Source organism: Pontibacter akesuensis (assembly GCF_001611675.1).
GTDB lineage: Bacteria > Bacteroidota > Bacteroidia > Cytophagales > Hymenobacteraceae > Pontibacter > Pontibacter akesuensis.
This window is the reverse complement of record NZ_CP014766.1, coordinates 2,664,353-2,676,983: the sequence shown is the minus strand read 5'-3', so window position 1 is coordinate 2,676,983 and position 12,631 is coordinate 2,664,353. Positions and strand designations below refer to the sequence as shown.

General features: G+C 51.8%; 8 protein-coding genes. 2 read left to right on the top strand and 6 right to left on the bottom strand.

The window, feature by feature from the left end:
* Nucleotides 1-6 precede the first annotated feature (6 nt).
* The 4 genes from A0W33_RS11485 to A0W33_RS11470 all read right to left on the bottom strand — a co-directional run bounded on the left by A0W33_RS11485 (nucleotide 7) and on the right by A0W33_RS11470 (nucleotide 7,032).
* Nucleotides 7-2,001 (bottom strand): alpha-L-arabinofuranosidase C-terminal domain-containing protein, encoded by a 1,995-nt coding sequence (locus A0W33_RS11485; protein WP_068838270.1) that lies wholly within the window; start codon nucleotides 1,999-2,001, stop codon nucleotides 7-9.
* 697 nt (nucleotides 2,002-2,698) lie between these two features.
* A complete protein-coding gene (locus tag A0W33_RS11480; protein ID WP_068838269.1) occupies nucleotides 2,699-4,192 on the bottom strand; it encodes an arabinan endo-1,5-alpha-L-arabinosidase in 1,494 nt (497 codons plus the stop codon).
* Between the two features lie 194 nt (nucleotides 4,193-4,386).
* Nucleotides 4,387-5,436, bottom strand: coding sequence for a glycoside hydrolase family 43 protein (locus tag A0W33_RS11475; RefSeq protein ID WP_082815206.1), 1,050 nt, complete (start codon nucleotides 5,434-5,436; stop codon nucleotides 4,387-4,389).
* Nucleotides 5,437-5,490: 54 nt separating this feature from the next.
* On the bottom strand, nucleotides 5,491-7,032 hold the full coding sequence (locus A0W33_RS11470) for an alpha-N-arabinofuranosidase (RefSeq protein ID WP_068838268.1): 1,542 nt from the start codon (nucleotides 7,030-7,032) through the stop codon (nucleotides 5,491-5,493).
* A 418-nt stretch (nucleotides 7,033-7,450) separates the two neighbouring features.
* On the opposite strand from A0W33_RS11470, the gene A0W33_RS11465 reads away from it, so the two are divergent.
* Nucleotides 7,451-7,864 (top strand): BrxA/BrxB family bacilliredoxin, encoded by a 414-nt coding sequence (locus A0W33_RS11465; protein WP_068838267.1) that lies wholly within the window; start codon nucleotides 7,451-7,453, stop codon nucleotides 7,862-7,864.
* Nucleotides 7,865-7,946: 82 nt separating this feature from the next.
* On the opposite strand, the gene purD is transcribed toward A0W33_RS11465, so the two are convergent.
* Together purD and recQ are read right to left on the bottom strand one after the other, a co-directional pair.
* Complete coding sequence (gene purD / locus A0W33_RS11460) at nucleotides 7,947-9,224, bottom strand: phosphoribosylamine--glycine ligase (protein WP_068838266.1); 1,278 nt, start codon at nucleotides 9,222-9,224, stop codon at nucleotides 7,947-7,949.
* A gap of 187 nt (nucleotides 9,225-9,411) precedes the next feature.
* Complete coding sequence (recQ, locus tag A0W33_RS11455; RefSeq protein ID WP_068838265.1) at nucleotides 9,412-11,592, bottom strand: DNA helicase RecQ; 2,181 nt, start codon at nucleotides 11,590-11,592, stop codon at nucleotides 9,412-9,414.
* A gap of 66 nt (nucleotides 11,593-11,658) precedes the next feature.
* Between recQ and A0W33_RS11450 the strand changes: the two genes are divergently transcribed.
* Nucleotides 11,659-12,630, top strand: coding sequence for a KpsF/GutQ family sugar-phosphate isomerase (locus A0W33_RS11450; protein WP_068838264.1), 972 nt, complete (start codon nucleotides 11,659-11,661; stop codon nucleotides 12,628-12,630).
* The last annotated feature ends 1 nt before the right edge of the window (nucleotide 12,631 follow it).

Below are 12,631 nucleotides of genomic sequence, written 5' to 3'. Positions count from 1 at the left end.
ATGGGTCTAAGACATTTTCACCCTGACTACATTGACCGAGTATGGCTTCATGGGCAGCTTAATTTTCTTGTCTTTCACCTGTATCTGCTGCTGTTTTGGGCTGATGGCATCCGGATTCTCAAAAGTGTTCTCCTGGTTCAGGTTGTCGCTTTGTAAAACCGTAACCGTTCCTTTCTGCTGCAGTTTCTTTACCCCATCCACCACAAACTCGCCCTGCTGAGGTCTATCAGAGGTATTTACTATCTTCAGGATCAATTCGTTTGTGGCCTTATCAATTGTGGCCGAGGCGTAAGTTCCATCCTGGCCCGTTACCGGCTTGTTGTTGCGCAACACGGGCACTACGTGCGTCCCGCTGTTCGTGGAGAATAACTTTTGTACCTGGTAGTTAGGTGTACCAAACGAGCGAAGGTTATCCACCCAGATCATGTCCGGGGTCCACTGCCAACCTTCTATGTGCGCAAAAAGGGGTGCATAGGAGGCCATAACCACTACGCCGGCATTGCGCTCCAGCCCCGTCATAAAGGCTGCCTCCGACATCGCGCCGTTCCAGTTGTTCTTGTTATCCGGGCTGGCGATGGCTACCGTTTGGGAAGCGTATTCGCCTGCAAATATTTTGGGTCCGTTGCGGTCGTAGCTGTCATAGCGGGTGGCGTTCTCTCGGAACCACTCTGGCGCACGGTAATAATGCTCATCAATTATATCTACGCGGGCATCTTTCATGCTGCGCAGGGTGGTGTTCAGGTAGTCGAACTCCTTTCCATCAGGAAAGGGGCCCGTGGTAGTAATCAGCTGTATTTCGGGGTGCTTCTCGGTCAGCACCTTGGCAAACGCCTTGTAACGCTCCACGTACTGCTCTCCCCACTGTTCGTTGCCCACCCCTATGTATTTCATGTTAAAAGGCTCAGGATGCCCCATCTCGGCGCGCTTTTTACCCCAGGGAGTCTCCACGGAACCATTCGCAAACTCGATCAGGTCGAGTGCGTCCTGTATATACGTATCCAGTTGCGCCATGGGCACTACTTCTGCCGTGTTAAACTGGCAGGCCATGCCACAGTTCAGGATCGGCAATGGTTCCGCCCCCATGTCTTCCGCCAACTGGAAGTACTCAAAGAATCCTAAGCCGAAAGACTGGAAGTAATCGGGTGTCAGGCGATGGCCAAACTCTGTGTTCCAGCGGTTTACGGTCAGCTCCCTTGTTTCGATGGGCCCAATGGTTTTTTTCCACTGAAATCGCTCGTCCAATGTGCGACCCTCCACGATGCAGCCTCCCGGAAACCGGAAAAAGCCCGGCTTCATATCAGCAAGCAATTGCACCATGTCCGGGCGCATGCCTTTCGGGCGGTTCTTCCAGGTTTTTTCCGGGAACAGCGAGATCATGTCCAGGTCCACTTCTCCTCTGCCCTTTGCCAGCACAAGCAACTGTGCCTTAGGGTCTGTGGCCGTTGCGGTTATAGTGGCTTTGTATTCTTTCCAATCCTTGCCTTCCGGTGTTACGGTTGCCGTACCGATGCGCTCCCCCTTCTGGTCTACCAGTTCCACAACCAACCCAATCTTGGCATCGCTGAGCTGGCGTGCCAGCACATAGAAGTTATACTTGTCTCCTTTTTTAACACCCATGCCACGAAAGCCTTCGTTAGAAAGGCCATATTCGCCCTGGTCTGACTTTACTGCCACGCGCAGGAAACGCGGATTGCCCAACTGGGCAGCACCTCTGTTGTGCACCAGCAAGGTTCCTTCGGCTCCGCCTCTTTTCTCTTCTTTCCAGCCCATCATGGGCGTTTTAAACTCAAATGAGCGGTTTTTTACCAGCTCCGCGTATATGCCGCCGTCTGCCCCCAGGTTAATATCTTCGAAGAAGACACCCCACATAGTTGGCGCAACTTCTGCCTGTATTTCATTTGCCTTTACCGTGAAGACCTGGCTCTGCTGTGCAAAGCTTTCTTCTGAGGCCGTAAGCAGGCCTGCGGCAAGGGCAAGTGTAGTTAAAAGCTTATGTCTCATATACTGTGCGCTTTGAGTAGACTCTTTTTAGGCGAACCCATCACTGCCGCTGCGCAAAGGGGAGCAGGCTAAAGCGTGACACATGATTCCTTAGTTCGCCATAGTGCTGAACAAATCCTGTCTAACCTTTTAATCCTCCTGAACCTATAGCAGCCCCTGACCCACATAATGAGGTGAGTGAGTGATTAATCAAATATAAACGTAAAATTGACATTTAAAAAATTATTCATGCAAAAATATGTTCGTGATCCCGTCAGGATACCGGCTTATACCTTGCAAAATATTATATAAACATGCTTTGGGTACTATTTTATACAAGCATAACGTCTGGACTGACACTGTGCCGGAAGCGAAGCAGAAGACTTTAATACAGCTTTTGTAGTGCACCAGTGCATTATTCCATACCTGGCCCTAAGTTGTTCTTATTTAAGTTTTAGAATCTTCTTCCTTGGATTAACATACAGCCTCCGCACACTTCAGGCAGACACATGTTCAGGAGAAACTGCCGCCACAGGCAATGCCTTGGGCTAAGTTAGCTTCCAACCTGTTCCTCATGCGACACGAATTCAGTAACTAGGAGCTGCAAGTATAATGTGATGCGTTAATAAATGTCAGTTTTACTCTTTTAAGCATATATACCAGCGAACCAGTATAAAGTTGAGTCCATCTGCCCGTTTTTTTTCTGCCGCTGCTATACTTATAGTTTCTTACCCCACACAGCGATACCCTTGTCGTCGAGACCGGTGAAAAGGAGCGTGCTTGCTTTCTTCTTCTCCCAATCCCTTCCACGCTCTACGTGCACTTTTTCGGTGCGCCCGTCGCTCCACTTCAGTTCCAGCCAGGGTGCGTTATAGGTCCAGGTGCTGCCTGCATCGTTGTTAAGGGTGCCATCGGCATTTAGTTTGAGGGAGGTAGCCACCTGGAAGTCCGGGGAGAACTGTTCGTTGGCATAGCCGGGCACCACATTGTAACGCAGCACTATGCGCTCCCAGTCCCCGGCGAGTTCCTCTCTGGCAACAGTAGATTGGGTGACACCCGCATAGCGCTCCGGCGACACCACCGGCCAGCCGCCTTCGGTCCAGTGAATTTTACGGATATGCAACACCATGAAATATTTATCCTGGCCTGGTCTTCCCTGGTGTGCCATAAAATACTGCCCATCGTCTGCCCTGAATACAGCAGGGTGCGAGGTGCCTTGCCAGCCACTGTGCCCCATAAACTGGTAAGGCGCCAGTATCATCGGCAGGTTGTCCTCCGGATCATTCAGGTTCTTTCCATTAAAATCATAAAAGGGTCCTTCCGGGGAATCGGCACGCCCCACGCGCACGTTATACTTGGTCTCCAGCCAATCGTAGGAGATAAACATAAAATACTTGTCCAGCTCTGGGTTGTAGATTACCTCCGGCCCCTCGATGTTGCCGTTGATGCTATTGCCCGTAAAGCCCCTCTGCGCGATTCTGCGGCCCTTATCACCGGGAGTAGCAGCAAGGCCTGTCGCGGCATTCAGTTTCAGCACGTAAATGCCGTCCCAGGCCGAGCCGTAGTAGAACCAGTGGTCGCCGAACTCGTCCACCACCACCGAAGGGTCGATGGCGTTTGTCTGAATACTGCTGTTGTTTAGAGATGTCACTACCAGGTCTTTTTCCACCCAGGGCCCCTCGGGGCTGGAAGAGGTGGCCAGACCGATGACGCTCAGGCGCGGGGAGGGCGAAGACAATGAATAGTAGAGCCGGTACTCACCGCCCACCTTCATTATGTATGGCGCCCACAACGACTCAAAAGGCGCTCCACCACGCTGTGTTATAAACTCTTTCCCTTTCTGCGGCAAGCCGTTAAAAGCAAAGCCGACAAATGTCCAGTCGATCAGGTCCTTTGATTTACGAACCTGTATTCCAGCCGGCACCGTAATGCCATAGCCGGCATCGGTGCTGTAACTGTAGTAATACTCTCCCGCCTTCACAATAGAAGGGTCGTGCGTGTTGTAAGGCCCCCATTTAAAGCGAAACTCAAAAGGAGCAATGCCGGCGTAGGTATCGTTCAGGTTATCTATGTCGAAGTCCGGCACATTGGTTACCGGAGGCGTGGTTCCCGGCGGTGTTGGCGCAGGCGTATCCTTCTCTTTGGAGCAGGAAAACATGCTCAACAGACAAAAAACAGCTACTGTAACAATGCATCCTCTTTTCTTCTTCATGCTATGTTTTCTTTTCCCTTGAATGTGCTTCACCGGCCCTCCTGCGTCAATTAACAACAAACTGCTCCTGCTCCGAATCCTGTGCATGCACTACTTATGCACCGCACGTAAGTAACAGATTTATGGACTGCAATTGCATACTTGCCAGAACGAACAGGAGGGCCGATCCTTTAGTTTAAACCGAAGCCGCCTTGTTACTTGTTCTTCTTGCCTTTGGCAGCTGGCTTGGTGTTTTTCTTTGCAGGCTGCACTCCCTCCGTCGTCATCACTACGCGCTTCAAGGTGCCGTCCGGATTGTAGAAAAGCTCATCGATTGCCACTGAGCGACGGAAGCTTCCGCCGTGTGGCTGCACGCCACCAGTGTGGTAAATAAAGTAGTTCTTGCCCTTGAAATCGATGATTGCCTGGTGGTTTGTGTTGGAATTACCCGCCAGCTCGTTCAATATACCTTTGTATTCCCACGGCCCCTCAATGCTTTTGCTCATGGCATAGGCAATTTTCTCCGGAAACTGGTAAGCGTACGACAGGTAATAGTTGCCTTTATACTTGTGCACGTACGGCGCCTCGGTAAAATTCGGGATGTTATCGATGGTCTTTATAGGCCCGTCCAGCTCGACCATGTTATCCTTCAGCTTAGCATAGTAGGCCTTGGTATTCCCCCAGAACAACCAACCTTGTCCGTCGTCATCAATGAAAACTGTCGGGTCTATGTCGTCCCAGTCGATGGGCGTTCCGGTGGTCATGTCGTTGGTAATGAGGGCTGAACCACGGGCGTCCTTGAAAGGTCCGATTGGGCTGTCGGCTACGGCAACCCCGATGGCCTTCCCGGGCTTGGTATCGTCGTGGGTAACGGTGACGTACCAGTAGAATTTTCCGTTTTTCTCGATCACCTCTGCCGCCCAGGCATCTCCCTTTGCCCACTTAAAGTCAGTTGGCTTCAGGGGAACAGGGTGCTCGGTCCAGTTCACCATGTCTGGCGATGAAAACACCAGCCACTCATGCATTCTGTAGAAATGGAAGTCGTTGGGGGCCTCGTCGTGCCCGGCGTACAGGTATACTTTCCCGTCGTGCACCAGCGCTGCCGGATCGGCGGTATACTTGTGCGTAAAAAGCGGGTTACCGGTAGCCTTGATCAACGTGTCTGCTGGCAAGAAAGTGTTTGCCGAGGCAGGCGCTGCCGCAAACAACGCCACGGCGCCTGCCAGCAAACACGTTCCTTTGGTTATTTTCTGGAGAAATGTCATCGGATCAAAATCTTAATGGTTTTTAACAGTTCCGCAAAGCGAACCCTGCCTATACTACTTCAACTCCAGCATTACCACTGAAAACGGCGGCAGCTTCACGGTTAGGGTATTGCCCTTCAGTTTGGCGCCTTTAAAATTCTCAGGCTTGATGGTGTTTGGCTTATCGAATGAGTTGTAATCCTGCAGCTTTTTGGAAGTCAGCACACGGCCGGCAAGGTTTTTATACTTTGCGCCCTCAATGTTGATGGTTATTTCCTGAGCTTGCTTCGGGTCGATGTTGGTTAGGGAGATATGCGTCAGACCGTTCTTATCTTTTGAGGCCGACCCGGAAACAGCCGGAAGTTTTTCGTTGCCGAAAGTATAGCTTTCGCTTCTGATCGTGAGTGGTAGCCAGGCGGCATCCTGGTGCACGTTGTACATCTCCATCACGTGGAAAGTAGGCGTCAGGATCATTTTCTCCTCCTCCGTCAGGATTACGGCCTGCAGCACGTTTACCGCCTGTGCCAGGTTGGCCATCTTCACGCGGTTGCTATAGTTATTGAAGATGTTGAGGGTCGTGCCCGCAATCATGGCATCGCGCATGGTGTTTTGCTGGTACAGGAAACCCGGATTAGTACCCGGTTCCACTTCATACCAGCCGCCCCACTCATCCACCACCAGGGCAACTTTGTTCTCAGGATCATACTTGTCCATGATCGCCGTGTGTTTCTGGATCAGCTCCTCCATAAACAGCGCGCTCTTCATCGTCTTGAAATACTGCTCCTCCGAGAAAGTGGTAGAAGGGCCTTTTGCCCCCCAATCGATTACGGAATAATGGTGCAGCGCCACGCCCTCGATCAGGTTCTTTGGCACGTTTTTCATCAGCACTTCCGTCCAGTGGTAGTCGGCTGAGTTGGCGCCCGAAGCAATGCGAAATAGTCCACCAGAGTTGTTCCAATCGGCCAGGAAGGTAGCATACTTGCGGTATTCGTTGGCGTAGTACTCAGCCGTCATGTTGCCGCCACAGCCCCATGCCTCGTTGCCCACACCCCAGTATTTCACGTTCCATGGCTTGTCGCGGCCGTTCTCGCGGCGCAGGTCTGACATAGGACTTTTGCCCGCAAAGTTCACGTACTGCACCCAGTCAGCCAGTTCCTGCACCTGCCCGGTTGCCATGTTGCCCGCCAGGTAAGGCTCGGCACCAAGTAGTTCGCACATGTTCAGGAAATCATGCGTACCGAAGCTGTTGTCCTCGGTTACGCCACCCCACCAGGCATTCACGATTGTTGGCCGCTGGTCCTTCGGCCCGATGCCGTGCTTCCAGTGGTATGTGTCGGCAAAGCAGCCGCCGGGCCACCGCAGGTTCGGGATTTTCAGCCGCTTCAGGGCTTCCACCACATCATTCCGCACCCCGTTGGTGTTAGGAATTTTAGTATTGCCCTCGCCTACGTAAAAGCCTCCATAGATGGAGCGGCCTAAGTGTTCTGCAAAATGTCCGTAAATGTGGCGGCTGATCACCCTGTCGGATTTGGCAGGAACATTAAGGTCGCCGGTGTTTTGTGCATAGCCGGAGAGCGTGCAGGCTACCAGCACTAAAGCTGCTATTAGTTTTTTCATACCACGTTTTATACTGAAGAAGATTTTTGTGTTGGTGTATTGTTTACGCTAATATAATATAAGTGTTAAAATAACATTTATAAATATAAGCCACTTGTACCAGAAATAAAAATTTATCTTTCCATGACAGGCAATGTGGTGCGGCAGCCAATAGTATAAAAGCTATACTGGTAGTCCGATCTTTTGAGAAAGCTACAAGCGTGACGCTTGCATAGCCATCTGAAGCCGAAGGCATATCGAACAATCAGTTCGCTTCTCCTGTTGCTGCAGCGGGCTTTGAAGAAATGTACCGCTGCTCTTATATCTGGAGCATCAATTAATCACACGGTTAGACCGCCTAGAGAAGAAACTATCTTTTGTGGCACGTATTCCTTAACTTTGCTGTTACTAACATATTAAACCAAGAAGACCTATGTCAATGTATCCCGAATATATGGTTGCCCCTATCCGCGAGGACCTTACCTCTGCTGGTTTTGAGCAACTGATGAGCGCTGAGGAAGTAGACCAGGCGCTTAAGTCTGATGGAACGGTGCTGGTAGCCATTAACTCTGTTTGTGGCTGTGCGGCCTCTAAGGCACGTCCGGCTCTTAAAATGGCTGTTTCTGCTGCAGACAAGAAACCTGCGAAGCTTGTAACGGTATTTGCCGGTATGGAGCAGGATGCGGTGGCCAAAGCACGTGAATTCATGCTGCCTTACCCGCCGTCTTCGCCTTCTATCGCCCTTTTCAAGGATGGCGAGTTGGTGCACATGATCGAGCGCTACCACATCGAAGGCAATGAACTGCACCGCATAGTGGACAACCTGAAAGGTGCTTTCGACGCATATTGCTAATCGCTTAGCTTTAACTAAAAAAGGCGGGGCCGGTAGATTAAATCTACCGGCCCCGCCTTTTTTATACTACATTTTTTTCTTTTTAGCGCAGGTCAAAACCGATGTCGCGGCGGTAGTAGCGGTCCTGCCAAGTGATGGACTCTGCCGCGGCGTTCGCCTTCTCCAGTGCCTGCTCCATGGTATCGCCCAGGGCGGTAACGGCAAGTACACGGCCGCCGTTGTTCAGCAGTTTCTCGTTCACCTGCTTGGTGCCCGCATGAAACACCAGCACATCGTCCGGCACGTTGGCAAGGCCTGAAATTTCCTTGCCTTTCTCATACCCCTCCGGGTAACCACCAGAGGCAAGTATAACGGTAGTGGCTGTGCGTGGGTCCACCTCCAGTTCGAACTGCCCCAGCGTGTGCTCGTGCAGCGCCTTAAACAGCATGAACAGGTCAGACTTGATGCGCGGCAGGATAGCTTCTGTTTCCGGATCGCCCAGGCGCACGTTATACTCAATTACATACGGGTCGCCGTTCACGCTGATCAGGCCAATGAACAGGAAGCCGGTATAGTCCAGCTGCTCCTGCTTCATGCCCCGCAACGTCGGCTCAATCACACGCTCCTTCACCTTTTGCATGAAAGCTTCATCTACAAACGGCACCGGCGACACAGCACCCATTCCGCCCGTATTCAGGCCGGCGTCGCCCTCCCCGATGCGCTTGTAGTCTTTTGCCTCCGGCAGTAGCACGTATTCTCTGCCGTCCGTTAATATAAACACCGACACCTCGATGCCCTGCAGGAACTCCTCTATCACCACCTTGCTGCCAGCGGCACCGAAGCGCTTGTTGCGCAGCATGCCTTCCAGCGCATAAAACGCTTCATCATAATCCTGCGCTATAATCACGCCTTTTCCTGCCGCTAACCCGTCTGCCTTGATCACTACCGGGTACTGGTGGTTTTTCAGGTAATCCACAGCCTCTTTAAAGGTAGTCTCAGTAAAGGTCTGGTAGCGGGCAGTGGGGATATTGTACTGCTGCAGAAAAGCTTTGCAGAAATCCTTGCTGCCCTCCAGCATGGCACCGGCTTTTTTGGGCCCTACCACCAGAATGTGCTTCAGAAACTCTGAGGCGGCGAAGTAATCGTGTATACCTTCCACAAGCGCGTTCTCCTGCCCCACGATCAGCATCATCACGTTGAAGTCGGCGGCAAACTTGCCCAACTCGTCGAAGTTATGGATGTCTACCGCGGCGGCGGTGCCGAAGGCTGCGGTACCGGCGTTTCCAGGCGCTACAAACACTTTCTCGCAATACTCACTCTGGCTAAGCTTCCAGGCGATGGCGTGCTCACGGGCTCCGGATCCTATAACAAGTACGTTCATATTCTTGGGTTATTCGGTTTTAAGGTTGATGGCGTAACGGCCGCTGCCGCGAATTTAAAAATTTATACTTGCCCGAACAGCACAATGGCCGTCTTAATATTTATACTTGCTCCCGTACAAGCCAAAACAAAAGCGGCCAGTTGTTCCCCGGCCGCTTTTATACTTTATACTTCTAGCTTCTGTTGCCTTAGTTCGCGTACTCCGACAAGAACTTGATACGCATCAGACGCAGGTCCTCCTCAGTGAAATCATCTGTTCCAAGTTCCTTCAGGGCCACCGCAATGTTGTCGGTGCTGGCGTTCATGAAGTAGTCATAAATCTCCTCCTGGCGCTCGTCATCAAGTACGTTGTTGATGTAGTAGTTCAGGTTGAGCTTGGTACCGGAGTAGCAGATGTGCTCAATCTCCTCGATCAGTTCCTGCATCGTCAGGTCCTTGGCGGAGGCAATCTCCTCCAGGTCCACCTTCTTGTCTATCTGCTGAATGATGTAGATCTTGATCTTCGACTTGTTCACAGTGGTTTTCACCACCACGTCAGATGCCGTCACAATGTCGTTCTCCTCCACATACTTGCTCACCATATCGAGGAACGGCTTACCAAACTTGTGCACCTTGCCCATACCCACCCCGGCAATATTGGCCAGTTCGTCTTTGGTGGTCGGGTACACGGTGGCCATCTCTTTCAGCGACGGATCCTGGAACAGCACGTAAGGCGGCAGGTTCTTCTCCTTTGCCAGCTTCTTACGCAGGGTCTTCAGCATATCGAACAGCACCTCATCGTGCCCCGCTGATGCCTGTGCCTCTATTTTCTCCTCATCCTCCTTCACTTCCTGATCGTAGTTGTGATCCTTGGCAAGCTGTATCGGGTGTGGGTTCAGAATAAACTCCTCGCCTTTCGGGGTAAGCTTCACCACGCCGAAGTTGTCAATATCCTTGTACAAAAACTCAGAGAGCAGTACCTGGCGCAGCACAGAGCTCCAGAACTGCGCATCCTGCTCCTTGCCGGCGGCAAATACCTCCAGTTGATCGTGCTCGTAGCTGGTCACGTGCTGGTTTTTCAAGCCTGTAAGCACAGCGGTGATGTGCTCGATGCTGAAACGCTGGCCAGTTTGCTGCACGGCTTTCAAGGCCAGTTGCGCCTCCTTCTCGGCTTCGAAGCGCTCTTTCGGGTGCAGGCAGTTATCGCAGAAACCGCAGTCTTTCTCGTAGGTCTCGCCAAAGTAATGCAGCAATTGCTTGCGGCGGCATACAGCAGAATCGGCGTATGAGGCCATCTCCTGCAGCAGCAACTTAGAGTTGTCGCGCTCTGTTACCGGCTTGTCTTTGTTAAACTTCTCCAGCTTCACAATATCATCGTAGCTGTAGAACATCACGCAGTTGCCCTCCATACCATCGCGCCCGGCACGGCCTGTTTCCTGGTAATAGCCCTCAATGGATTTTGGTGTATCGTAGTGAATTACAAAGCGCACATCCGGTTTGTCGATGCCCATGCCGAAGGCAATGGTCGCCACAATCACGTCTGCGTCCTCGTTCAGGAAAGCATCCTGATTGGCCATGCGCACGTTGGGGTCAAGCCCAGCATGGTATGGGCGCGCCTTGATGTCGTTTACTCTCAGCAGTTCAGCAATCTCCTCCACCTTCTTGCGGCTCAGGCAGTACACAATACCGCTCTTGCCCTTGTGCTTCTTCACATACTGAATCAGCTGCTTCTTGGTATGGTGCTTGGGGCGCACCTCGTAGTACAGGTTGGTGCGGTTAAACGACGATTTAAACACCGAGGCCTCATCCATCTGCAGGTTGCGCTGAATATCGAGTTGCACCTTTGGCGTGGCGGTGGCTGTTAAGGCTATAATCGGCAGGTTACCTATCTGGTCAATAATGCCACGGATGCGGCGGTACTCCGGGCGGAAGTCGTGCCCCCATTCCGAGATACAGTGCGCCTCATCGATGGCCACAAAAGAGATGTTAGAGGCGCGCATAAACTCAATCGTCTCCTCCTTCGTCAGCGACTCGGGAGCCACGTACAGCAGCTTCACCTCTCCGGCAAGCGTCTCCTTCTTCACTCTGTTCGTCTCCGACTTGGAGAGGGTGGAGTTGAGGAAGTGCGCGTTCACCCCGAAGGCGTTCAGCTGGTCCACCTGGTTTTTCATCAAGGCTATCAGCGGCGAAATAACGATGGCTGTGCCTGGCAAAGAAAGAGCAGGTAGCTGGTAACACAGCGACTTGCCCGCGCCTGTGGGCATAATCACAAAAGTGTTCCGGCCATTAATAATATTGTTTATTATTAACTCCTGGTTTCCTCTGAATTGATTATACCCAAAAACTTCTTTTAATTTGTTCTTGAGATTTACCTCTTGTTTTACTGACATGTAATCCTGCAAAAAATTTAATCTAGTCGAACGCACTCCGATGGAGCGCTCTAACACAAATTTAACTTGAATCTCCCTAATAATATAGCGCTTACCGCAAAAAATGTATTGAAGGCCGAAGCCGAGGCAATCGCCAGACTTGCTGATTTTATCGACGAAAGCTTTGAAAATTGCGTCCAAGCCATCCTGCAGATCAAGGGCCGTGTGGTCGTGACGGGAATCGGCAAAAGCGCCAACATCGCCCAGAAGATTGTAGCCACGCTTAACTCCACCGGCACACCCGCGCTGTTCATGCACGCCGCCGACGCCATTCACGGAGACCTGGGCATGATACAGGCAGAGGACTTTGTTATCTGCATCTCCAAGAGCGGTAACACCCCTGAGATAAAGGTACTTGTACCGTTGCTAAAACGCAAAGGTTCAAAACTGGCGGCCATGGTGTCGAGCACCGACTCTTATCTGGCCCAGACCGCCGACTTTATACTTAACGCCCACGTGGAGCGCGAGGCCTGCCCGCACAACCTGGCCCCCACCACCAGCACCACCGCCGCACTGGCCCTGGGCGATGCCCTGGCCGTGAGCCTGCTGGAGGCGCGCGGCTTCAGCACCTCCGACTTTGCAAGCCTGCACCCGGGTGGCTCGCTGGGCAAAAGGCTTTACCTGAAAGTTGAAGATATATATACCCAAAATGAGGCACCTAGCGTAAAGGAGAACGCGACAGTAAAAGAAGTTATTATCGAGATATCCTCCAAGCGTTTGGGGGCCACTGCTGTCGTAACAAAAGACTCCGGGGATTTGATAGGAATCATCACAGACGGCGACCTGCGCCGCATGCTCAACAAGTATGATTCCACAGAGGGCATCACTGCCAGCACTATCATGACCCCTTCTCCGCTTACCATTACGCCGGATACCTATGCCGCCGAGGCCATGGCTATCATGCAGAACAAAAGTATAACGCAACTCATTGTTGCTAAATCTGGTAAATTCGAGGGGTTCGTGCACCTCCACGATTTGCTCAAAGAAGGACTCATTTAAA

Excerpts from the sequence above, each read along its gene's own strand:
- A0W33_RS11485 (WP_068838270.1), bottom strand. The coding sequence starts at position 2,001 with ATGAGACATAAGCTTTTAACTACACTTGCCCTTGCCGCAGGCCTGCTT.
- A0W33_RS11480 (WP_068838269.1), bottom strand. The coding sequence starts at position 4,192 with ATGAAGAAGAAAAGAGGATGCATTGTTACAGTAGCTGTTTTTTGTCTG.
- A0W33_RS11475 (WP_082815206.1), bottom strand. The coding sequence starts at position 5,436 with ATGACATTTCTCCAGAAAATAACCAAAGGAACGTGTTTGCTGGCAGGC.
- A0W33_RS11470 (WP_068838268.1), bottom strand. The coding sequence starts at position 7,032 with ATGAAAAAACTAATAGCAGCTTTAGTGCTGGTAGCCTGCACGCTCTCC.
- A0W33_RS11465 (WP_068838267.1), top strand. The coding sequence starts at position 7,451 with ATGTATCCCGAATATATGGTTGCCCCTATCCGCGAGGACCTTACCTCT.
- purD (WP_068838266.1), bottom strand. The coding sequence starts at position 9,224 with ATGAACGTACTTGTTATAGGATCCGGAGCCCGTGAGCACGCCATCGCC.
- recQ (WP_068838265.1), bottom strand. The coding sequence starts at position 11,592 with ATGTCAGTAAAACAAGAGGTAAATCTCAAGAACAAATTAAAAGAAGTT.